The organism is Streptococcus sp. 27098_8_23 (assembly GCF_041432195.1).
Taxonomy (GTDB): Bacteria; Bacillota; Bacilli; order Lactobacillales; family Streptococcaceae; genus Streptococcus.
In genome coordinates this window covers 67,460-88,356 of sequence record NZ_JAPVZF010000008.1, presented here as the reverse complement: position 1 = coordinate 88,356, position 20,897 = coordinate 67,460, and the positions used below count along the sequence as shown (strand labels likewise).

Genomic DNA, 20,897 nt, shown 5'->3' with positions numbered 1-20,897 from the left:
CAGACCAACCTTCGTGCTCAGCTCTACTCGAACTTCAAGCACCAGTTGAGCCTGCCACAAAATGAGGCAGGTGAAGTGCGGGCCATCGTGGGCTCTACACCACTTGCTATGACTATGGAAGATATCAAGGGACGTGCCCTTATGAAGCGTGAAGAGGTGGATGTCATCCAGCTGGCTCTCTCAGTTTATGGAGCCAATGATACTCAAGTCCTCAACAACCTGCGCCAAGCAGTCGCTTCCCTCCAAGAAGCCTGGACCGGTCAGCGCCCAAGTGCCATTCCGATGGTGCCAGAGGAGTTGACGATGGAAGAATTTTTGAATTTGCCTGATGTACAAGAGGCTATTGAGAATCGGGAATTGCCGATTGGTTTGGAGTTTGAAATGGTACAGAGTATTGCTATTTCGTTTAATCAATTAAAAAGCTTGATTTATCTGTCTGATTCTGCTGAGTCATTAGAAAATCAAACCCATCATTTATTGAATACATCACTCTGTTTTGGAAAGAAATTAAAAGTGATGCTTGTAGATCCACTGGAGGAATATAGGCCTTATAGTGAAAAAGTGTCAACGTATATTAGTAGTAAAAAAGAGATTTCTGAAATAGCTCAACAATTAATATTTGAAGTTAATCGTCGACTAGAAGGAGACTTATACTCTGATTGGTTGATTTTTATGCCAAATATAAAAGTAATTGTTGAGCATGGTCTTTCAGAAAAAGATTTGGACTTTTTATTCAAAAATGGTTTGCGTGTAGGATTGCATTTTGTAATTGGTGGTGAGTATTCATATATTGGAAACAACATCCATGAAGTTCCGAAATATCTTAAATCCAATGCGCAGTGGGTTATGTTGGGTATGCGTTTAATGGATCAAATGTTTTTAGATAAACCTTATAATAATAGAGAGGCTCGACTAGAGTTGGATGAGGTTTATCTGCATGATCGTAAACAAGCTGTTAAATTAAAAATTACTAAAAATGACTAATTTGGAGGAATTTGTATGCCACTAATACAAAGTAAAGAAGAAGTAGCTAGTTCTATTGCATCTGGAATTGCTAGCTCATCTAGTAGTATTATATCTGGAAATAAAGTTGTTCTAGACCAATCGAGTGAGTATCCAGGAAATAGTACAGCTGCGGAGAAGATTCCTAAAGAAGCTGAGTACGCGTCTTCTATTGCAGAGGTTTTAAATGGATTTGTTTCACGGATACAGAGTACAGCCGCTGAGTTTGTAGCAGTGGATAGTCATCTTGCTGGAAACATAGATACCAATACTTCTGCGCTACCTCAAACGAGTGCAGTTCCAAAGAATAATACTACATTTGTTCCAAATAGTAGCTATTTTTCAGAAGAGGAATAATGAAGAAACTAACATTAGAAGAAATCGATAATAAATCAAAAGAACTGGATAATTTTCTAAATCAACTAAGTTTAGAGAAGAAGAAAGTTACTCGCAAAGAAAATGAACTATTTGAAATGCATCGACAAAGTCTGCTTCCATTGCGACAAATCTTAGAATTGCCTCTATCGTCAAAAGATTATCAAACTTATCAAGATTTGATAATGGACATAGGCAGTGTAGGTGCATTAGTCGAAGCGTGGTCGGAGGAACGACAAGATTCAATCAAGAAACAAGAAGACCGGTTGGAAAGAGAGTTAGATGAGCTCTGCTATGCTCGAAAGAAATTAATGATAGAACAGGAGTCGAATAATTAATATGGTAAAAATGGTATTAGGATCTTCTGATACGCAGGGTCAGACAATGGCTTCTGTGGGAGAAACTAGAATAGCCTCCTACGATCAAGCAGTTTCTGCATTATCAGCATTTGATAATGCAGGAGATTTGCAAGGGGCAGCCTATGATAGTGGTAAACAATATGGTATGAATGTAATCACTCCCTTGCTCAAGGGAGCTATCATGTATACAGAATTGGTGAGCGAAGCTGTTCCAAAGCTACCATCAAAATATCAATCAGAGGTTGGCGATGAGGATCTTGATTCAGAGGTACTTGAAAGTGAAATTCGTAGTCTTGAAGCTAGTCTTCACAGCATTAGAGGGATGTATAATGCAATGGTTGGAGACGAATCTACAAGTGCAAGCACTTTAAGTAGTCTTTCAAATCGTATGGATGATCTCCTAAAACAAAGAAATGAAAAAATGGATAAGCTCCGCAAGTTAAATCTGTTTGCTGGAAGTTCTAATGAAGTTTTTTCTGTAGGGGAAGGTAGTAGCTTAGTTGATGACTTAGCTCAAAATCTCCAAACGGGTTTAAGTCAAATCCAAACAGAGTTTTCAAGTTTTAGTGGTACTTTTCCCAAGCACTCTGTGCATACTCTGGGATGGGCAAAGAATATCGAGGGTGAGTGGGAAAATAAGGTTAAGATTGACGGAGATTATAAGAAGGTTCTTGAGAAAATAAAAGATGGCAAAGAACTCTCTGAGGATGATGTGAAAGCGCTCGAAGCTTATCGAAAACGCTATAGAAGGGACCTTCCTGATAGTGTGAATAATGCTTTGAGGAATTATGTTGAAAAAGAAACCAATGATCTTGTAAAAATGATATCAGATACTTTAGAGGCATATAAAAGAGGAGAAATTAGTGAAGAAGCTATAAATGATGTTTTTAATTTCCTACAACAAAATGGCATAAATATTTCTCCGGATGATCTAAAAAATAAGTCTGTAGATTTTTTTAAGGAAAGTATCACTTCAAAATTGAGTGATAAATGGTCTGAGTTAGCGACAGCACATTATACCTCTTACATGCTTCCATATCAAGTTCCATATTTAATCAATGGCTTAAAATCACAGATTGGGAATACACTAACGAAATATGGATTAAGTGCACTTCTATCAACTGCACCTGGTTCTATAGTTAATAAAATGGTGGGAGAAACCATTGAGAAAATTGGAGATGCTGTAATACCGTTAGTGAATAAATTAGATGGATTCTTAGGGAGCGCTAAATTTGCGAAAGCATTACCATATGGATTGGGAGCAGCACTTGATTTTAGTGCCCAACTTTTAGATGGTAAGCAACCAGGAGAAGCGTTAATTAAAGCAGGAGCGCATGCTGGAATTGGTTTTGCCACAGCCAAATTAGGTGCTACTATAGGGTCATTTGGTGGTCCAATAGGGGCAGTAGCAGGTGCTGGTTTAGGATTTGTTTTAGGTGTAGCGGGTTCCATGTTATTTGATAAAATTTATGATGATAATATTGAAGAGGTGGGAAACTGGATAGGAAAAACTTATGAAGGTGCCAAAAAAAATGTGGGAAATTTTGTAGATTCTGTCAGTGATACAGCTGGAAAAATATGGGACAGTGCGGGAGATGCAGTTAATGGATTTTTCTCGGGGTTAGGTAGTGTATTTTAATAATAAGGAGAAGAAATTATGCATAATTATAAATCTTTGCTTAGTTTAGGCAATTATAAAGAGGATAGTTATTATGTAGATTTAATCACAGGTGATTTAAAAAAATCTATTGCTCATAAGGTATCTGAATCCAAAATATTTTTGTCTTCTATCATTGGTTACCATATTCTAGGAATTGGGTTCTTTAAAAGCGTTGAATCTAACGTGGTTCTAAGTATTTATCTGTTACTGGTGTCCTTTGCGCTTTCGATCATTGCTGCGATTGTTTTTAATAAACGGCTATATAAGAATACAGAATTTGAAAAGGTTGAATTTACAAAGGATGAGTATGAGGAATTTCGAAAGCAAGTGAAAAAACATAACAAAACCATAGTGCTACTTACCTTATTATTTATTGTTATGTTTTCTTTTTCAATGTTTCTATATCTTTCAAGACCCAGTATATTCTTGTTACTAGTGATGGACTATGTAGTTTGTTTTTCTTATCTATTTTATACGAACGGATTTTTTACAAAACGGTTCCATTTTGAAGAATATATAAATAAAAATTTTTTAAAGGAAGGAAAAATAATAAATGACTAACTTATTACCTATTGGTACTGTTGTTCGCCTTCATAATGGAACGATTGATGTGATGATTATAGGTAGATTTCCATTGTACAATCAAGAGGGTACAATTGGCTATTTTGATTATGTAGCATGCCTATATCCAACAGGGGCAGCAAATGAAGAACTTTTATATTTTAACCAAGAGAATATTGAAAAGGTGGTATTCGAAGGATATCATTCGAAAAAAGAGGACGAGTTACAAGAATTATTCAAGAATCAAAAGGACAGTATTAAATATCCAAAATTGAAGGTATAATTTAATTTATAGATTTATTTCCAAAACAATAAACTTACTAACTTTCATTCGTGGGGGATCTATATTAAAATTGTAAAACTATTTGTTGTTTGGCTCTTTATCAACTGTAGTGTGTTGATGAAAAGTGAACATTGAGAGAGGACGGGATTCGTTCTCTCTTTTTTATACTCTCAACTCTCTATTTAGTGGCTAACCTGAACTTGAAAGTAAATATTAATCCAAATTTATAGTGTAAAAATATAGCTTTGTTCCTGTGGGAAGTGGGCTATTTTGATATTGTGGTATAATGAGACAAGAACATTTTTTTCTAGTACCTTGAAAATTCTATATTATCGCTTGTTTATCTGATCTGCTATTTACAAAAAAATATCCTATCCCTCGCTGCTGGTGTAGGATTGTCAATGGGATTTGATTATCTATATGATAAATATGGAGATAAAGTTGTGGAATTTGCTGGTGATGTTTGGGATGGTACAAAGAAAGTAGTAGGTGATACGATGAAATCTGTTGGTGATACAGCTGAGAAAATATGGGACAGTGCGGGAGATGCAGTTAATGGATTTTTCTCGGGGTTAGGTAGTGTATTTAATTAAAAAGGATGTACATATGGAAACAATTATTAATTTAGGGATATGGGAGAACAAAAATTATCATTTTGATTGGGAGAATAAGGTATTGCTAGAGGAAACATCTTCTCCTAATTACTGGTCTTATATTCTACTGCCTGTTACGCTATACATTATCAATAAAATTTCTGATATATTGGCTGAAGCTGGAATATTTAATAATCAGTTAGTCCGAGTTGGGACGGTTCTGATTTTAGGCGTTTTATCTTATTTTTTAGCCGCTTTGATTATCAGATTTTACCACGGAACTTTAAAATTAAAAAAATCAGAGTTGGATGAGGAACAGAGTAAGAAATTTGTCAGATCTTTGAAGAGAAGAAGGGGGTACTTTAAATGTCTTCTTAATCTTTTTAGAATCCTAACTGTAGTCGCTATTCTTTTGTTTGTCATTGGAAATGAAACCATCGCCGTACTCTTTTTGCTGGTTAGTTTTTTAGTGATATTTATGTTCAAATTTGATTACCAACTTAATAGATGGTTTGAAATCATTAAAATAGTAGAAAAAGGAGAGAAGAATGTCTAATTTATTACCTATTGGTACTATTGTTCGTCTACATAATGGGACGATTGATGTGATGATTATTGGTAGATTTCCATTGTACAATCAAGAGGGTACAATTGGCTATTTTGATTATGTAGCATGCCTATATCCAACAGGGGCAGCAAATGAAGAACTCTTATATTTTAACCAAGAGAATATTGAAAAGGTGGTATTCGAAGGATACCATTCGAAAAAAGAGGACGAGTTACAAGAATTATTCAAGAAACAAAAGGATAGTATTAAATATCCAAAATTGAAGGTATAATTTAATTTATAGGTTTATTTCCAAAACAATAAACTTACTAACTTTCATTCGTGGGGGATCTATATTAAAATTGTAAAACTATTTGTTACTTGGCTCTTTATCACCTGTAGTGTGTTGATGAAAAGTGAACATTGAGAGAGGACGAGATTCGTTCTCTCTTTTTTATACTCTCAACTCTCTATTTAGTGGCTAACCTGAACTTGAAAGTAAATATTGATCCAAATTTATAGTGTAAAAATATAGCCTTGTTCCTGTGGGAAGAGGGCTATTTTGATATTGTGGTATAATGGGACAAGAACATTTTTCTGTTTGGCAACAATTCCAAGACCGATTCCAAGACGACCGTAGGGAAAATCGGGAAGTCTGTGCTAGGTGGTACCATTGATACCATCTCTAACGTTGGTCCCCTAGATGGTATGTGGCTTGGAGCTAAGTTAGGGGTGAAAGCTGGACCGAAGGGGTTAATAATTGGAACTATAGGAGGCCTTGCTGTAGGAACGTTTAATCTTGTCACTTCTGCAGTCGCACCAGAATTTAAAAAGTCTGTTTATGATGGAATTAAAAATTTTGCTTATGGTGCTGTGGACGTGGTAGAATCAGGAGTGGAGTCTATCGGAAATGGAATCCACCAGGACTTGGAGACTGTCAAAAGTGTGGGCAAGAATGTTTCTGATTTTTTCAATGGTGGTCTGAAAGCGGCCTCATCCTTGTTTGGGTAATAGGAGAAAATAAATGGATAAGATACAAAAAGATATTAATGATGCACTAGAAACAACGCGAAGATGGAATATATTAGTAATGATTTTTGCAATGCCATTATTTCTTGTTATATGTATATTTGCCCCATGGTTTGCGATTGCTTTAGGAACATCCATGAGTAAGAATAGTATAACTTTTATGCAGCCGCTTACTGAATTAGAGTATCAACTAATCATCCCAGAAAAAGTTTTTGGTATTTTATTTTTAGTTTATTGGGCGATGTATATGATTATTTATATCATTTCAAAAAGAAATAGAATTTATGCTTATTTACTCAATTTACTCGTCTTATTCACTCTTATTCATTTAAGCATTTTTGGACTAATTTTAGGCTTGCAATTCTTTGTTCCTTTTTTAATCATTCGGATTATTTATTGGCTAGCTTATTCCGTAGCGGTTGTCTATATTATTTATAGTCTCATAACAAAGTCATATACTAGAGTTTTTGATATTGACAAGGAGAAAATAAAGAAATATACAAATGTTATCTTGGCTTTATGGTTTATAAATTTTATTGCGGGTATCCTTATTTCAGGGTTTAAAAATTTACTTGCTCATTTACTTTTGGCTATATTACCCATCGCTCCAATCTTTCTCATTATTATCTTAATATCATTGAGTAAATCAACATTCTCTTCACTATTTAATCTTAATTCAGTCAATAAAAACCAAGAGAAGTACCGTGAGGAATATGGCTATACCATTGAAGAATGGTACGGGAAAAAGTCAAAAATGTACAAGGAACATGTCAAGAAGTCTAAGAAGAGATAAAGGTTTATATAATTTTTGTTAAAAGGAGAGAAAAAATGAAGAAGTTAGTTGTCATCATCTTGTTGTTGATTCTGGGAGCTTGCTCTAATGGAAAGGAAGCAGGGGAAACAGAGAAAAGTACACGCGAGACAGTTGTAAACAAAGAGAAAGAATTGAAATTTGTAGTAGCACCACAATATGAAGGCCAAACGTCAGATTTAATTGAACTTGGTAAAAAATTGACCAAAGAACATCCAGAAATTGGAAGTAAGGGAAGTATGGCTATCTACTTTACAGGAGCCGTCTCAGATGGTAGGGCAGCACTAATGCTCGTCAATAAAACTGACGTAGATATCAAAAAAGATTTGGAGTTTTCACTGAGCTGGTCCTATGATGGCAAGGCCATTTTTGATAATCAAAAGATTAGCTATACTATCAAGGATAGTGGTGAGTTACCTTCTTACACAACTACATTAATTTTGTTACCACTTAATTCAGAACAATTGGAGCTTGTTGATTCGATGTCAGATCCATCTAAGATGACACTTTCAATGTCCGATGTGAAGAGTGTGGAATAAGATAGGAGTTGAATATGACAACAGAAACCATTTTATTTTTAGTTGCTACCATCGTCATTCTTTTATCCTTGATCTTTTTATCTGGTACATATCTCTACCTTTATTTTCGGGATAAAAAGATGGTACGTCTTGCCAAATCGTCTGTTAAGGGAACGGTTGTGGGCTATAGTAATTTTCAGGCTGGGAATCCTCCGATTGTTGAATATACTGTTAACGGAACTACTTATAGCAAGCCATTACGGTATTTTATAATCAGAACGGTTTCGCTTCCATGGGGGCCTATAAGTACATCTGATAACTTTACAAGAGAGGACATGTTGGCAAATTCCCTAACCTTTTATCGTAATTCTTTTATATCCTTTAATAACTTAATGCGAACGCATTTTCCAGTATATTCGAAGATGACGGTATGGTATGATCCTGAAAAACCAAACAGGGCTTATGTGGAACGATACTGTGGAATCAACAAACTTTATAAATTGTTGGGCATCGGTAGTGCTATATTGTTAATCATGGTCTACGCTGTTGTAGTGCTTGCTTATTTGTTAAAGAGGTGAGGTATAGATGTCAAAAGTTTGTATAGTTGTAGTAGAAGAAATGAACCTAAGTATATCAGATATTCAAATGAAGTAGGAGAACTATATGTCAGATTTAAAGCTTTATTTTTTGTTGCTATTTGGAGTTGTATCACTCTGTTCATCTGTACTTTTCTTTTTCCGTTATTTTTACAAAAGAGAACTAAGGATAAAAAATTTATCTACTGCATGTGTTGAGGGAGTTGTAGTAGGATACAAGTATTCAAAACCAGCAGGTCCTCCAATTGTTGAATATAAAGTTGATGGGCATACTTATCAAAGAAATCTGGACTACCATAGAGTCATTCTCATATCAGTTCCTTGGAAGAGTGTACAAGCCACTTCTAGGTCGGAGTTATTAGCTCAAAAGATAACAATTTATAGAAATTCTGTCGTTTCTGTTACACGTGTTTTGGAAGATGCTTTTCCAAAGGGCTCAAAGATGATGGTTTGGTATAACCCTGCTTGTCCCAAAGAGTCCTTTGTTGAGAGATACAGTGGTATGGAAGTGGTGTATAAGCGTCAAGTATGGATATGTATGGCAACATTAATTTTAGCACCCATCTTGTTGACAATGGTATTTCTATTGGATGCAATTTATAAATAGTAAATTTAAGAGGAGGAATGGTGTCAAACGCTAGTCAACGAGTTTTATAAATGCTTGGGCATCAGTAGTGCTATATTGTTAATCATGACCTACGCCGTTGTAGTGCTTGCTTATTTGTTAAAGAGGTGAGGTAATCCACATAATGTCACAAGAGAGATATTTGCAGATCAAAAAAGAGCATCAAGTTCGTAAGTTTGTGGGGCGTTTCCTCCTCATTCTTCTTGCTATACTCGATGTTCTACTGGTATCAAGTCATTCCAATTATGTCCCGCTTGTAACGGTGGCTATGGTAACGATTGTGCCTTTTAATCATTTTCTACTTGGTCCTCTTAGGAGACAGAAAAAAGCCATAGAAAAAGAGCATCCAGAATGGAAAATACTCAGTACAAAGGGAGTAAAGGTTCCCTCGGCTGAAGCCAATAAAAGAACCTTGGCTGGTATTGGGACCTTTATGGCTTTGCTGTTGTCTTTTGGGCTATTCTATAAACCTGTGAAACAGCCGAACGACCAAGTAAATAAGCCGCCTAAGGTTGATTTTAAAGCGCCTGAAATGTCCAAGCCTTCTGAGTCTGAGTCGTCCAGCTCTTCTAAGACCAAAGAATCCAGTTCCTCAGAGTCGAAATCTTCGTCTTCGACTGAACAAAGTTCTAAAACCGAAAGTTCAGGAACAAAACCGTCAAAAAGCGAGTCCAATAATCCTTATTACCAGATTCCAGGACTTACTGACGAACAGGTGAGAGATATCATATCGAAATCTGTGAAAGATTTGAGAGAAAAACAGTCAAAAGAAAAATCCGAAGAATAGACTCGAGGGATTCGATGTCGTTTCTGAACGAGTTCCTTCTTTGAGATTATACTCTATAGAATAACAGGAGGAGTTCATATGAATAAAGAAGTGATTGGTTTGATAGTTGGGACCATCGTCATCTTCCTATCTTTTGTATTTGTATGTGGGACCTTTCTCTACCTCTATCTTCGGGATCAGAAGTTGATCCGCCTTGCCAAGTCATCCGTACAGGGAACGGTTATCGGCTATAGCCGTTTTCGTGAGGGGTATCCACCTATCGTCGAATACATGGTGGATGGGATTGCTTATAAGAAAACCTTGCAGTATTTTATGTTCAAAACGGTCACAATTCCTTGGGGGACTACTAAATTTTTAAAGGACTATACAAGAGAAGATATGCTGGCGCCTTCAATCACTCGCTACAGCAACTCCTTTGTTTCCTTCAAACGCTTGATGCAGACCCATTTCCCCCTTCATTCGGAACTGACGGTCTGGTATGATCCAGACAAGCCGAACAGGGCCTATGTCGAACGTTACAGCGGGATGGATAGGTTTTACAAGTGATTTGGTATCGGATTTGGGCTGGCTCTAGTCCTAGTCTATGGGATAGTGATCCTAGCCTTTTTGTCCAAGATATAAGGCATAAAAGTCAGTTGGTTAATAGGAAATTTTATTTCCCATCGAGCTTCAAGGAGGACAGACTTTCTTTTCCATTTCCATGCTTATCAATCTTTTCTATCTGATACAGAGGAGAGGTTGCCTCCTACAAATACAGACAGGAAGTGAATTTTGACAAAGCCGCTTATTCGAGATATAATGAAGAAAAAGTGACCAAGGATAAATCAATGACAAACTCGAAGTATATAACACGTCTGAAACGTTCAGAGGGCCAGTTGCGTGGAATTCAAAAGATGATTGAAGAAGATCGTGACTGCGCAGATATTGTTACGCAGTTGACAGCAGTGAAATCTAGCGTTGAGCGCGTGATTGAGATGATCATTACTGAAAATCTCACAGGCTGTATCAACCAACCACTAGACGACCCCGAGGCTCAAAAGGAACGCCTAGAAAAGGCCATCCGATACCTGATTAAACGGAAATAAACTAATTTGCTATTGATAAACAATGCAGACAAAGGTATTTAAGTCTATTTCGATAAAGAAATCATGTCAGACAAACGGATGAGTTCCCCCAATACCAATGAGCAACCTCTTTTTAGATACCGTCAATGTGCTTCGTTTTATAGAAGCGACGGGTTACGAGCTCTATATCATTGGGGTGCAGAAATGAAAAAACCGATTAAGTTTCTTAATCGGTTTTTTCATTATTCTACTTGACCGGGCCAAGCATTCATACCACCTTCTACATTGATAACGGTAAGGCCTTGAGCGCTTAGAAATTCACAAGCAGATGCGGAGCGTACTCCGCCTTGACAGATGACATGGTATTCCTGGTCAGCTTTGAGTTCTTTGTAACCTTGCTCCAAGGTACTTAACGGAAGATTTTTGGCACCTGGTGCATGTCCTGCTTGGAATTCGTGCACTTCACGTACATCGATAAGGTTTAGATTTTCATTTAGGTATTTTTCATAAAAGTCAGCCATGCTGATACTCGTTTCCATATTCGACTCCTTCTGGATTAGCCATTTTATATAGTGAATAAGCGCCATCAAGGTTTTGGACGGCAAATCCTGCCTGCTGGAGGATACGCTCTGTGATATAGTTGCGCAAAACGCTGTGGCAGCTAAGGATGTAGGCTTGGTTCTTGTCTGGTTCACCCAAGATCTCCCTTAGTTCATTTAGGGGTTATGGATGGTATCGACCTTGGGTCGCCCCCCTGAAATTCGCCACTTATCCGTACATCTAGGGATTTTTGGCCCTTAGTCAGATCGTCTTTGAGCTGACACCATTGGATATTATCGCTCAGACCTTCGATAAGGTTCAAGGCTGTGTAGCCAATTATTTTATGCTTCTAGATGACCTTGCCTGTCCAAGCGCTCATACCGCCTCGGACATTGATGACATCGTAGCCTTTTTTCTTTAGCTTTTTCGCAGCTAGTTTGCTTCGCACACCAGAATGACAAATAACATAGAGTGTTTCTTTTGTCGCTGGTGTGTAAGAACCGATTTCCGTTAAAGGAACATTTTTGGCATTTTTGATATGGCCTCTCCGGAATTCCATAGGCGTCCGAACATCTAGTAGCTGAATCGGTTCTCTGAGTTTAGCTTCTAACTCGCTGGTCGAAATACTGTCAATTTTTGTAAATAATAAGTGAAACATAGGCACCTCCAAATATACCCTTATGGGGTATATTAAACCATGAAGTCAAGCTTTTGTCAAGCAAGTTGTTTTGACTTGGGAGGGAATTAGTTTCGAGAGTCTAGAAAGCAAGCTATTCTTGACCTTTCAAAGGCTTTTTGATATGATGGGTCCAAAGTGAGTATGAGGTGTTAAGATGACCAGTGAATACCAGAAAATGATAGCAGGGGAGCCTTACCGTCCGTCGGATCCTGAATTACGGACCTTGGCGCAGGCTTCTCGCCAAAAACAGGCTACCTTTAACAAGGAAGAAGATCCCTTGAAGGGAGCAGATATTATCAAGACTTGGTTTGGCTCAACTGGACAAAATCTCTACGTCAATCCACGCTTGGTGGTCGATTATGGAGTCAATATTCATCTGGGGGAAAATTTTTATTCTAATTGGAACTTGACCATGCTGGATGTTTGTCCGATTCGCATCGGGAACAACGCTATGCTTGGCCCCAACTGTCAGTTTTTAACCCCACTCCATCCACTGGATCCGGATGAACGCAATTCAGGGGTTGAATATGGCAAGCCCATCACCATTGGAGATAATTTCTGGGCTGGAGGTGGCGTCATTGTCCTTCCTGGAGTGACACTAGGAAATAATGTCGTTGCTGGAGCAGGAGCCGTGATCACCAAGTCCTTTGGAGACAATGTCGTCCTAGCTGGGAATCCTGCTTGTGTTATTAAGGAAATACCAGTAAAAGAAAACTAAAAAGAACAGCTGGGGCTGTTCTTTTTATAATCTTTATCTTAGTCTTATAGATTTTTCTTCTTTTTGGCTTTCTTGGTCAAGGAAACATCGCACTGAGAAATCTTGCTTGTCAGGTAGCTTGTCAGTTGGAAGTCGTCCACTTGAGGATTGAGATCGACTTCGTAGACGGTTTGCAAGGATTCACCAGCATTGCTGGTATCTACTGAGATGAGGTCAGACTCGGTGCAAAATTGATCTAGCGCGACCTGGATAGTATCTAGGCGGTCTTCTTTATTGGGAAGTGTGATGGTTAAGAGTCGACGACGTTGGTGATTGCTCTTGCTCTGTTGTTTTTCCAAAAGGAGCCAAATGCCTAGGATAAAGACCGTGAAGAGTACGGCTAAGAAAAGGTAGCCTGTCCCTGCCGCCAGACCGATGATCATGGCTAGAAAGATAGCGATTAGCTCACGAGAGCCACTCGTTGCAGAACGGAAACGAATGAGACTAAAGGTCCCTGCTACTGCAATCGACGTTCCGAGACTGCCATTGACGAGGAAGATAACCAGCGTCATCAAACAAGGTAAAAGGGTCAAACTGATGACAAATTCCCGTGTGTAAAGAGTCCGTTGCTTGTAGGCCCAGCTGAGTGCTAGTCCTAGAAAAAGGCTGACAACAAGGGCGAGTAGGAGTTGGAGTGGGTCAGCAGTAGCGGTTGCGTCGTTGAAAATAGAATTAAAAAGATTAGACATAAGCGTTACCTGCACTTTCTCCGATGGGTTGTGGGGCATAGGCCAGTCCTTGTGATTTATGGTAGGCGCAGGAGTATTTTGAGAATTTTTGCTCTACCAGCCCATATTTATCAAGGATATCCTGTAGCCATTGCGGTTTGTCACCAGGTGCCTTGATTTCCATGATGACCAGGTCGTCTTCTAAGAGAGGCAGGCCATTTTTGTCAGCAAATAGGCAGACCTGTTTATCACGATAGATCAGGTTTTGGTCAAGAGTGACACGAATTTTCTGGTAGGGGAATCCTTGAATTTTCTTTTTTTCTTTTAGTGAAAAACGGTCATAAGAGATATAGATACATGGTTTGAGAGCCTCACTGTAGCGTTGGCGTAGCTTTTGTACCTCTGCTACCAGAAAGCTATCTTTGATCAGGTTTCCTCCCCACCCCTTAGTGATGAGCTGGGTGATGGTATCTGACTGAGCTAGGACGCGGTGCTTATGACCGACACCGGTATCATCTTTGGACTTGATTTCTAGAAAGACGGGGCTGTCAGCGCTTGGTTGCGCGAGATAGGTCCGCATACGGATTTTTTCCTTCTTATGCTGATCCTGCAAGGAATCTTGGATGAGCTGAAAATCTTCTGTGTCAAAGTAGATATTGGAAATGGTCGAAGTCGGATAGTCGTCCTCGACGAGGTAGTCTTTCAAATCTTCTATTAAATCCTGTAAATCTGTTTTAGAAACCATATACTTGGTTTCGATCCGTTCAAAGCTTGTTTCTAGGGGTTTCATAAGTCTTTCTCCTTCAGATAAATCATAGATTAAACAAGGTAAACTTGCTTGGAACAAGTCTAGAGGACATTTCTAAAAGTTTTATTAAGCGAAACTTAACTGAAACTGAATTTAAGGAAACTTTCAGAAAAGTTTTAGTTTTGTTTCAGAAATCTTCTGTAGACTGTCTAGCTATATCATACGAAGGAGAGGAAAAAGGTATGAAATCAAAAAAATGGATCCTACTCGCAACGAGTTTAACGGCAATGGTGCTGATGGCAGCATGTTCCCAGTCAACAACTACATCTAATACCAATGCAACGACAAATAATGCAACAACTTCAACAAAGACAAACCAAACTTCCTATTTTACAGAGAAGGACAATGATACTGCTTATGATGAAAGCACAGCTTCTAAGATTGAGTTATCTGGCTCATCAGCAAACGTCTCTGGAGATGGGGTGACAGTCTCTGAATCAACAGTGACCATCACAAAATCTGGAACCTATGTGATTTCAGGTCAGTCTGACGGAGTGCAGATCAAGATCGAGGCAGATAAATCGGCAGATGTTCACCTAGTCCTAAAAGGAGCGACCATGACCAATACCAATGCAGCGATATCTGCGATATCAGCTGGCCATGTCTACTTGACTTTAGCAGAGGAAACCACCAACAGTCTCTCTGACTCAAGCTCTAACAGCGACGAAAAAGCAGATGCAGCTCTCTTTTCTAAGGTGGATTTGACCATCAATGGGAAAGGAACTCTCAATGTAGATGGCAAGAAAAACAATGGTATCAAGGCCAACGACACCCTCCACATCACGGGTGGAACCTATAACATCACATCAGTTGGCGATGCCTTCAATGTTAATGATGAACTCAATATCACTGGTACGACCATGACCATCGATGCCAAAGAAGATGGGGTCAAGGTGGACAATGACGAGGATACTTCAGTCGGAACCATGTACCTATCCAACAACGACATCACCGTTACAGCAGGAGATGATGGCATCCACGCATCAGGTGATTTGGTTATCGATAGTGGTACCTACACCGTCAAGAATTCGACAGAAGGACTTGAAGGTAAGTCAATCACTATCAACGGTGGGGACATTACCATCTACTCAACAGATGATGGGGTTAATGCAGCCAACAAAAACGCCCAACAGAGTGAAATCTTCTTTACCATGAACGGTGGGAACCTGACAGTAGAAGTCGGCCAAGGAGACACAGATCCAATCGACTCGAACGGCAATATCACAGTCACAGGCGGAATCATTAAAATGACTGGTCAAACAGGTTTTGACTTTGATGGAACTGCGACCTACACAGGTGGAGATATCTATCTCAACGGTGAAAAACAAACGGAAATTGTCAACTCTATGCCTGGAGGCGGTGGACCAAATGGAGGCCCTCAAGGAAATGGTGCTCCTGGCGGTCCAGCCCCTGGCGGACAAGGATAAACAAAAAGGATAGCATTCAATTAGAATGGCTATCTTTTTATATGGGTGATAGATTGATATGTTACGAGGGATTTTATAATCGTAGCTTTCAAAGGCTAAATTGTTCAGTCATCCGTTTTTGTTTACTTAAATTTCTTGAATTTTAAGAGAGTATTGAGTAGTTTTCCCCTTAAATGTTTTGTTTTGATAGGCGATTGCGAGGGAATTGAAAAATTCAACTGCTAGGTGTTCGTGGTGACCGAGTACCATCTCGCTTGGAGCTGCTTCTGGGGAAAAGACACCTAATTTGATGCGAAGTCTACCTTTTTTCATCTTGAACTGGTGCATGCCATACATCTTGATATCAAGGCTTGGATCGGACATGAGAGTAGCTGTATCACCTGCCATAGAAATTTTTGTATCAGCATCAGGAATGACTGGTTTTTCAGCATCTAGACTGATAAAGATTTTTTGATAAGTTGGTTGTCCGTACTCTCCAATCAACTTCATCACTTCCTGTCCACCGTGCACCCCAGCAAATATAAAATGTTCAGGGTGAATTTTAGAAGGGAGTGCTTGGTCGCCCATTTTATTTAGTCCTTGGTTGAAGGCAAAGAAATCTCCTAAAGTCAGGTCTTAAGAAAATTCGTAAAGCATCACAATTTAGTAAACATTAATTCGAGAGAGTTGCTATATTTACATGGAACATCCTTCGGGATGTTCTTTTTTATGCTTGTAAATCGATTTAAGATAGTTTACCTAATGATTAGTCGTTTCAATTTTGTTGTCGAGACCTAAGTAGATTTTTGATTGGTAATCAATAAGATGATAGCTAGCTTGATAAAAACTCTTGAGAAATTCACTCTGACGAAATTAAATGTTGAGAAAAATGATATAATAAGAAGAATAAAAAGTTAACGAGGAAATATGATGTCAGAACAGGTACAAAGGCAAGAGCTACATAGAAAGATATGGAAAATTGCTGATGAAGTTCGTGGTGCAGTAGATGGTTGGGACTTTAAGCAGTATATTTTGGGAATTCTATTTTATCGCTTTATTAGTGAAAATTTCAAAACCTATATCGAAGGTGGTGATGAATCAATTAACTATGAAGAGATTTCTGAAGATTTAATTACACCTGAAGTTCGAGATGATGCCATTAAAACCAAGGGTTATTTTATTATGCCTTCGCAGTTGTTTTCCAATGTTGTCAAAACTGCTCGTCAAAATGAGCACTTAAATACAGATTTAAAAGATATCTTTGATGATATTGAGTCTAGTGCGATTGGTTATGCGAGTGAACATGACATTAAGGGCCTTTTTGATGATGTAGATACCAGAAGTAACAAGTTAGGTAGTACGGTTCCGGAGAGGAATCAGCGCTTGACTCTGATTCTTGAAGGAATCGCAAGTCTTGATTTTGGAAACTTTGAAGATAACCATATTGATCTCTTTGGGGATGCTTATGAGTATCTAATCTCTAATTATGCTTCTAACGCTGGGAAATCTGGTGGAGAATTTTTTACACCGCAAAGTGTATCGAGACTCTTGGCGCGGATTGTTATGCTGGGTAAGAATGAAAAAAATAAAATCAATAAAATTTACGATCCTGCCTGTGGTTCGGGTTCGTTGCTTCTGCAAGCTAAAAAGCAGTTTAATGAGCACATAATTGAAGATGGATTTTATGGTCAGGAAATTAATATGACCACCTATAATCTAGCTCGGATGAATATGTTTTTACACAATATCAATTATGATAAATTTAGCATTGAGCGTGGCAATACCTTGCTTGATCCTAAGCATGTAAACGATAAGCCTTTTGATGCTATTGTGTCAAATCCACCATACTCTATCAAATGGATAGGAAGCGATGATCCGACGCTCATCAACGATGACCGCTTTGCACCTGCGGGTGTATTGGCGCCTAAATCTAAGGCTGATTTTGCTTTTATTATGCATAGCTTGTCATACTTGTCAAATAAGGGACGAGCTGCAATCGTAACTTTCCCAGGTATTTTCTATCGTGGAGGTGCTGAGCAAAAGATCCGTCAATATCTAGTAGACAATAACTTTGTTGAAGCGGTTATTCAGCTACCAGACAATCTCTTTTTTGGGACCTCCATTGCGACCTGTATTCTTATTTTGGCAAAGAATAAGCCAACGACGGATATCCTCTTTGTTGATGCAAGTAAGCAGTTTAAGAAAGAAACTAATAATAATGTCTTAGAAAAAGAGAATATCAAAAGAATCTTAGACAGTGTTGAAAAGAAAGAAAATGAAGATTACTTTTCTTGTATGGTGGCACAAGAAAAAGTAGCAGAAGCAGATTATAATCTTTCAGTGTCCACTTATGTAGAAAAAGAAGATACCCGTGAGAAGATTGATATTGATGTGCTCAATAAAGAAATCGCTGAGACTGTTACCAAGATTGACCACTTGCGTGCAGAGATAGATAAGATTGTAGAGGAGCTTAGCCATGGCAAATGATGTGATCCTCTATAGAACAGATGACGGAGAGTCCGCTATTGAACTCCACTTGGATAATGGAACGGTCTGGCTGACCCAACAAGAACTAGCTGAGCTCTTTCAAACTTCCAAGCAAAACATTAGTAAACATATCAAGGCGATTTTTGAAGATGGTGAGTTGGATGAAGCAGTGGTTGTCAACTATCAGTTGACAACCACTCGTCACGGTGCAATAGCTGGTAAAACTCAGTCAAAAAAAGTCGCCTACTATAATCTCGACATGATTTTGGCGATTGGCTATCGTGTGCGCTCCCCTCGTGGAATCCAGTTCAGGCACTATGCTTCGACAGTCTTGAAAGAGTATCTGATCAAGGGCTTTGCTATGGATGATGAGCGCTTGAAAAACTTGGGTGGAGGCTCTTACTTTAAAGAACTCCTTGAGAGAATCCGAGACATTCGCTCGAGTGAAAAAGTCTTTTACCGTCAGGTTTTAGATCTTTTCGCGACATCTAGTGACTACAATGCAAATTCACCAGAGGCAAAGAAATTTTTTGCGACGGTTCAAAACAAGATGCATTATGCTATTCACCACAATACTGCCAGTGAACTCATCTATAACCGTGTCGATAGTGAAAAGGAGTTTATGGGCTTGACCACTTTTAAGGGAGACCTTCCTACTCTATCTGAAGCAAAAGTTGCCAAGAACTATCTGACAGAAAAAGAACTGCGTGGACTTAATCAGCTTGTATCAGGATATCTAGATTTTGCTGAAAGACAAGCTGAGCGAGAAGAAGTCATGACCATGGCAGACTGGGTGACACACGTAGATCGTATCCTTCAGGCTACTGGCGAAGATTTGCTAGATAACAGTGGCTCTATCTCTCGTGAACAGATGGAGCATAAGGTGGATAAGGAGTATAAGAGCTACCAAGCCAAGACCCTTAGTCAAGTTGAAAAAGATTACCTCAAGGAAATTAAAAGTATTGAAAATCTAGCCAAGGAAGGAGGTAACTAATGAACATCCTAGAAGAAATCCAAAACTGTCCTGTTGAATGGAAAGAGTTAGGGGAAGTTTGTTCTGTTAAGAAAGGTAAGCAACTAAATAAAAATTTATTGACAGAAGATGGATTATATCCTGCGTATAATGGTGGACAAACTTATTCAGGAAGAACTAATGATTACAACGTGGAAGCTAATACAATCATTGTAAGTCAAGGTGGAGCTTCTGCAGGTTTTGTTAATTTTGTCGATACCAAATTTTGGGCTAATGCACATTGTTATTATATACTTCCTGATGAGACTCGAGTGAATAATAGATTTGTATATCATTTTGTAAAAATGAATCAGAAATATCTTATGGATTTTCAACATGGAGCGGGGATACCCGCGTTAAAAGCTGACAAATTGTCCAAACTATTACTCCCCATCCCTCCCCTAGAAATTCAAGAAAAAATCGTGCAAATACTTGACAAATTCACTGCTTATGTTACAGAATTGACCTCAGAATTGACCTCACGTAAAAAGCAATATTCTTTTTATCGAGACAAGCTCTTATCATTTGAGGATGAGGTTTATCAGGTTGAGTGGAAAGTACTTAAAGATGTTGCTACATTGAAGAATGGAAAGGATTGGAAGACTCTTCCAAGTGGCGAAATACCAGTATATGGCAGTGGTGGAGAAATGGGAGAGTTTGTTGCAGATCATTCTTATGACAAACCAACTGTTTTGATTCCTAGGAAAGGTTCTATTTCTAATTTATTCTATTTAGAAAAAGCTTTTTGGAATGTCGATACAGTTTACTATACAGAAATTGATGATGAACAGATTATTCCAAAATATTTTTATTATTATTTAACAACTGTCAAATTAGAAGAAATGGCAACTAATCCAACAAGACCTAGTTTAACCCAAGCTATTCTTGATAAAATTAGAATCCCAGTTCCTTCACTCGAAATCCAATCTCGTATTGTTCAAGTTCTAGACAACTTTGACAAGGTTTGTAATGACCTAAACATCGGACTGCCCAGGGAGAATGAACTACGTCAAAAACAGTACGAATATTTTAGAGAAAAACTCTTGACATTCGTCGCCGAAGGCGAGTACACTGAGAGTAGAGTAGAGGAGTGGGACAACTCCGCTATTATCAAGCTTTTACAGTGGGTATTTGGCCCAATTCGAGTGGAGTTTGGAGCTATGGCTAAGATTGTTCGTGGTGCTTCTCCAAGACCAATTTCAAAATTTATTACTGAATCTGAGAAAGGTATACCTTGGATAAAGATTGGTGATGTTGAAAAAGACTCAAAATATGTTTCAAAAACAAAAGAGAGAATTACTCAAGCTGGAAGTGAGAAGTCTCGTTTGGTATATAAAGGTGATTTTATAATGTCAAATTCTATGAGTTTTGGACGTCCATATATCTTAGATATTGATGGTTGTATTCATGATGGTTGGCTATCAATAAGTAGTTTTGAGGATTTATGTTCACCTGATTATTTATATCATTATCTATTAACAGATACTATGCAACATATGATGAGGAAGAATGCATCTAATGGAACAGTTCAAAATTTGAATGCGGAAATTGTTAGACAATTAATCATTGTGTTACCGCCATTATCTCAACAGTCCCAGGCAGTGTCAGTTTTAGATAATTTTGACACTCTAACCAACTCACTTTCTGAAGGCCTTCCAAAAGAAATCGAATTGAGACAGAAACAGTATGAATACTGGCGGGAACAATTGTTTAAATTTTGACTGACAGAA

Annotated in this window: 25 protein-coding genes and 3 pseudogenes; 22 read left to right on the top strand and 6 right to left on the bottom strand. The window is 38.3% G+C overall.

The genetic code is table 11. The features are described 5' to 3' along the window. The 17 genes and pseudogenes from O3652_RS09185 to O3652_RS09105 form a co-directional block, all read left to right on the top strand. Window positions 1-984 (top strand): annotated as a pseudogene (locus tag O3652_RS09185) (type VII secretion protein EssC); the annotation flags it as partial. Between the two features lie 15 nt (window positions 985-999). Continuing rightward, entirely contained in the window at window positions 1,000-1,359 is a 360-nt protein-coding gene (locus O3652_RS09180; RefSeq protein ID WP_371590333.1) for a TIGR04197 family type VII secretion effector, read from the top strand. Next, window positions 1,359-1,715, top strand: a complete 357-nt coding sequence (locus O3652_RS09175) for a hypothetical protein (RefSeq protein WP_070536143.1) — start codon at window positions 1,359-1,361, stop codon at window positions 1,713-1,715. Before O3652_RS09180 ends, O3652_RS09175 begins: the two co-directional genes overlap by 1 nt. A gap of 1 nt (window position 1,716) precedes the next feature. Beyond that, window positions 1,717-3,375 (top strand): hypothetical protein, encoded by a 1,659-nt coding sequence (locus tag O3652_RS09170; protein WP_084936638.1) that lies wholly within the window; start codon window positions 1,717-1,719, stop codon window positions 3,373-3,375. A gap of 18 nt (window positions 3,376-3,393) precedes the next feature. Then, window positions 3,394-3,957 (top strand): hypothetical protein, encoded by a 564-nt coding sequence (locus O3652_RS09165; protein ID WP_049484810.1) that lies wholly within the window; start codon window positions 3,394-3,396, stop codon window positions 3,955-3,957. Further along, window positions 3,950-4,240 (top strand): DUF4176 domain-containing protein, encoded by a 291-nt coding sequence (locus O3652_RS09160; protein ID WP_371590332.1) that lies wholly within the window; start codon window positions 3,950-3,952, stop codon window positions 4,238-4,240. The genes O3652_RS09165 and O3652_RS09160 overlap by 8 nt, the downstream gene beginning before the upstream one ends. A gap of 401 nt (window positions 4,241-4,641) precedes the next feature. After that, a complete protein-coding gene (locus O3652_RS09155) occupies window positions 4,642-4,833 on the top strand; it encodes a hypothetical protein (RefSeq protein WP_084936637.1) in 192 nt (63 codons plus the stop codon). Window positions 4,834-4,846: 13 nt separating this feature from the next. Continuing rightward, complete coding sequence (locus O3652_RS09150; RefSeq protein WP_000447740.1) at window positions 4,847-5,389, top strand: hypothetical protein; 543 nt, start codon at window positions 4,847-4,849, stop codon at window positions 5,387-5,389. Then, window positions 5,382-5,672, top strand: coding sequence for a DUF4176 domain-containing protein (locus tag O3652_RS09145; RefSeq protein ID WP_070536138.1), 291 nt, complete (start codon window positions 5,382-5,384; stop codon window positions 5,670-5,672). The genes O3652_RS09150 and O3652_RS09145 overlap by 8 nt, the downstream gene beginning before the upstream one ends. Window positions 5,673-6,037: 365 nt before the next feature. Then, window positions 6,038-6,391 carry a hypothetical protein gene (locus O3652_RS09140; protein ID WP_371590331.1) on the top strand — a complete coding sequence of 118 codons (354 nt, stop codon included), beginning with the start codon at window positions 6,038-6,040 and terminating at the stop codon, window positions 6,389-6,391. Window positions 6,392-6,404: 13 nt separating this feature from the next. Continuing rightward, on the top strand, window positions 6,405-7,202 hold the full coding sequence (locus O3652_RS09135) for a hypothetical protein (protein ID WP_371590330.1): 798 nt from the start codon (window positions 6,405-6,407) through the stop codon (window positions 7,200-7,202). A gap of 35 nt (window positions 7,203-7,237) precedes the next feature. After that, window positions 7,238-7,759, top strand: coding sequence for a hypothetical protein (locus tag O3652_RS09130; protein ID WP_125457683.1), 522 nt, complete (start codon window positions 7,238-7,240; stop codon window positions 7,757-7,759). A gap of 14 nt (window positions 7,760-7,773) precedes the next feature. Then, window positions 7,774-8,316, top strand: coding sequence for a hypothetical protein (locus O3652_RS09125; RefSeq protein ID WP_125457682.1), 543 nt, complete (start codon window positions 7,774-7,776; stop codon window positions 8,314-8,316). Window positions 8,317-8,401: 85 nt separating this feature from the next. Then, entirely contained in the window at window positions 8,402-8,941 is a 540-nt protein-coding gene (locus O3652_RS09120; RefSeq protein WP_125457681.1) for a DUF3592 domain-containing protein, read from the top strand. Window positions 8,942-9,083: 142 nt separating this feature from the next. After that, window positions 9,084-9,746 carry a hypothetical protein gene (locus O3652_RS09115; RefSeq protein ID WP_125457680.1) on the top strand — a complete coding sequence of 221 codons (663 nt, stop codon included), beginning with the start codon at window positions 9,084-9,086 and terminating at the stop codon, window positions 9,744-9,746. Between the two features lie 78 nt (window positions 9,747-9,824). Next, a pseudogene (locus O3652_RS09110) lies at window positions 9,825-10,367 on the top strand (DUF3592 domain-containing protein). 206 nt (window positions 10,368-10,573) lie between these two features. After that, entirely contained in the window at window positions 10,574-10,831 is a 258-nt protein-coding gene (locus O3652_RS09105) for a metal-sensitive transcriptional regulator (RefSeq protein ID WP_000185160.1), read from the top strand. A gap of 221 nt (window positions 10,832-11,052) precedes the next feature. Here O3652_RS09105 and O3652_RS09100 read toward each other — a convergent pair whose 3' ends face one another. The 3 genes and pseudogenes from O3652_RS09100 to O3652_RS09090 all read right to left on the bottom strand — a co-directional run bounded on the left by O3652_RS09100 (window position 11,053) and on the right by O3652_RS09090 (window position 12,008). Then, window positions 11,053-11,349, bottom strand: a complete 297-nt coding sequence (locus tag O3652_RS09100) for a rhodanese-like domain-containing protein (protein WP_084859296.1) — start codon at window positions 11,347-11,349, stop codon at window positions 11,053-11,055. Beyond that, window positions 11,324-11,690: pseudogene (locus O3652_RS09095) on the bottom strand (rhodanese-like domain-containing protein); the annotation flags it as partial. The gene O3652_RS09100 and the pseudogene O3652_RS09095, both read right to left, overlap by 26 nt. Window positions 11,691-11,699: 9 nt before the next feature. Then, window positions 11,700-12,008, bottom strand: coding sequence for a rhodanese-like domain-containing protein (locus O3652_RS09090; protein ID WP_000468871.1), 309 nt, complete (start codon window positions 12,006-12,008; stop codon window positions 11,700-11,702). Between the two features lie 175 nt (window positions 12,009-12,183). On the opposite strand from O3652_RS09090, the gene O3652_RS09085 reads away from it, so the two are divergent. Then, window positions 12,184-12,747 carry a sugar O-acetyltransferase gene (locus tag O3652_RS09085; protein WP_371590329.1) on the top strand — a complete coding sequence of 188 codons (564 nt, stop codon included), beginning with the start codon at window positions 12,184-12,186 and terminating at the stop codon, window positions 12,745-12,747. Window positions 12,748-12,791: 44 nt separating this feature from the next. On the opposite strand, the gene O3652_RS09080 is transcribed toward O3652_RS09085, so the two are convergent. Beyond that, entirely contained in the window at window positions 12,792-13,475 is a 684-nt protein-coding gene (locus O3652_RS09080) for a DUF4956 domain-containing protein (RefSeq protein ID WP_371590328.1), read from the bottom strand. Next, complete coding sequence (locus O3652_RS09075) at window positions 13,468-14,244, bottom strand: polyphosphate polymerase domain-containing protein (RefSeq protein WP_371590327.1); 777 nt, start codon at window positions 14,242-14,244, stop codon at window positions 13,468-13,470. The genes O3652_RS09080 and O3652_RS09075 overlap by 8 nt, the downstream gene beginning before the upstream one ends. A gap of 200 nt (window positions 14,245-14,444) precedes the next feature. On the opposite strand from O3652_RS09075, the gene O3652_RS09070 reads away from it, so the two are divergent. Beyond that, the gene (locus tag O3652_RS09070) at window positions 14,445-15,689 is read left to right on the top strand and encodes a carbohydrate-binding domain-containing protein (protein WP_371590326.1); all 1,245 of its coding nucleotides are present in this window, start codon (window positions 14,445-14,447) and stop codon (window positions 15,687-15,689) included. Between the two features lie 126 nt (window positions 15,690-15,815). On the opposite strand, the gene O3652_RS09065 is transcribed toward O3652_RS09070, so the two are convergent. Then, window positions 15,816-16,256, bottom strand: coding sequence for a hypothetical protein (locus O3652_RS09065; RefSeq protein ID WP_260468717.1), 441 nt, complete (start codon window positions 16,254-16,256; stop codon window positions 15,816-15,818). A 342-nt stretch (window positions 16,257-16,598) separates the two neighbouring features. On the opposite strand from O3652_RS09065, the gene O3652_RS09060 reads away from it, so the two are divergent. From O3652_RS09060 to O3652_RS09050, 3 genes are read left to right on the top strand one after another with little or no spacing between them, the layout of a single operon-like run. After that, entirely contained in the window at window positions 16,599-18,155 is a 1,557-nt protein-coding gene (locus O3652_RS09060) for a type I restriction-modification system subunit M (RefSeq protein WP_125457677.1), read from the top strand. Beyond that, the gene (locus O3652_RS09055) at window positions 18,145-19,149 is read left to right on the top strand and encodes a virulence RhuM family protein (protein WP_125457676.1); all 1,005 of its coding nucleotides are present in this window, start codon (window positions 18,145-18,147) and stop codon (window positions 19,147-19,149) included. The genes O3652_RS09060 and O3652_RS09055 overlap by 11 nt, the downstream gene beginning before the upstream one ends. Next, entirely contained in the window at window positions 19,149-20,888 is a 1,740-nt protein-coding gene (locus O3652_RS09050) for a restriction endonuclease subunit S (protein ID WP_371590325.1), read from the top strand. The genes O3652_RS09055 and O3652_RS09050 overlap by 1 nt, the downstream gene beginning before the upstream one ends. Window positions 20,889-20,897 lie beyond the last annotated feature (9 nt).

Bases quoted from the DNA above. Each gene is read 5' to 3' on its own strand.
- O3652_RS09120 (WP_125457681.1), top strand. From the start codon at position 8,402: ATGTCAGATTTAAAGCTTTATTTTTTGTTGCTATTTGGAGTTGTATCA.
- O3652_RS09105 (WP_000185160.1), top strand. From the start codon at position 10,574: ATGACAAACTCGAAGTATATAACACGTCTGAAACGTTCAGAGGGCCAG.
- O3652_RS09130 (WP_125457683.1), top strand. From the start codon at position 7,238: ATGAAGAAGTTAGTTGTCATCATCTTGTTGTTGATTCTGGGAGCTTGC.
- O3652_RS09170 (WP_084936638.1), top strand. From the start codon at position 1,717: ATGGTAAAAATGGTATTAGGATCTTCTGATACGCAGGGTCAGACAATG.
- O3652_RS09075 (WP_371590327.1), bottom strand. From the start codon at position 14,244: ATGAAACCCCTAGAAACAAGCTTTGAACGGATCGAAACCAAGTATATG.
- O3652_RS09155 (WP_084936637.1), top strand. From the start codon at position 4,642: ATGGGATTTGATTATCTATATGATAAATATGGAGATAAAGTTGTGGAA.
- O3652_RS09175 (WP_070536143.1), top strand. From the start codon at position 1,359: ATGAAGAAACTAACATTAGAAGAAATCGATAATAAATCAAAAGAACTG.
- O3652_RS09115 (WP_125457680.1), top strand. From the start codon at position 9,084: ATGTCACAAGAGAGATATTTGCAGATCAAAAAAGAGCATCAAGTTCGT.
- O3652_RS09145 (WP_070536138.1), top strand. From the start codon at position 5,382: ATGTCTAATTTATTACCTATTGGTACTATTGTTCGTCTACATAATGGG.
- O3652_RS09055 (WP_125457676.1), top strand. From the start codon at position 18,145: ATGGCAAATGATGTGATCCTCTATAGAACAGATGACGGAGAGTCCGCT.
- O3652_RS09085 (WP_371590329.1), top strand. From the start codon at position 12,184: ATGACCAGTGAATACCAGAAAATGATAGCAGGGGAGCCTTACCGTCCG.
- O3652_RS09100 (WP_084859296.1), bottom strand. From the start codon at position 11,349: ATGGAAACGAGTATCAGCATGGCTGACTTTTATGAAAAATACCTAAAT.
- O3652_RS09180 (WP_371590333.1), top strand. From the start codon at position 1,000: ATGCCACTAATACAAAGTAAAGAAGAAGTAGCTAGTTCTATTGCATCT.
- O3652_RS09090 (WP_000468871.1), bottom strand. From the start codon at position 12,008: ATGTTTCACTTATTATTTACAAAAATTGACAGTATTTCGACCAGCGAG.
- O3652_RS09070 (WP_371590326.1), top strand. From the start codon at position 14,445: ATGAAATCAAAAAAATGGATCCTACTCGCAACGAGTTTAACGGCAATG.
- O3652_RS09135 (WP_371590330.1), top strand. From the start codon at position 6,405: ATGGATAAGATACAAAAAGATATTAATGATGCACTAGAAACAACGCGA.
- O3652_RS09150 (WP_000447740.1), top strand. From the start codon at position 4,847: ATGGAAACAATTATTAATTTAGGGATATGGGAGAACAAAAATTATCAT.
- O3652_RS09060 (WP_125457677.1), top strand. From the start codon at position 16,599: ATGTCAGAACAGGTACAAAGGCAAGAGCTACATAGAAAGATATGGAAA.
- O3652_RS09080 (WP_371590328.1), bottom strand. From the start codon at position 13,475: ATGTCTAATCTTTTTAATTCTATTTTCAACGACGCAACCGCTACTGCT.
- O3652_RS09050 (WP_371590325.1), top strand. From the start codon at position 19,149: ATGAACATCCTAGAAGAAATCCAAAACTGTCCTGTTGAATGGAAAGAG.
- O3652_RS09160 (WP_371590332.1), top strand. From the start codon at position 3,950: ATGACTAACTTATTACCTATTGGTACTGTTGTTCGCCTTCATAATGGA.
- O3652_RS09065 (WP_260468717.1), bottom strand. From the start codon at position 16,256: ATGGGCGACCAAGCACTCCCTTCTAAAATTCACCCTGAACATTTTATA.
- O3652_RS09165 (WP_049484810.1), top strand. From the start codon at position 3,394: ATGCATAATTATAAATCTTTGCTTAGTTTAGGCAATTATAAAGAGGAT.
- O3652_RS09125 (WP_125457682.1), top strand. From the start codon at position 7,774: ATGACAACAGAAACCATTTTATTTTTAGTTGCTACCATCGTCATTCTT.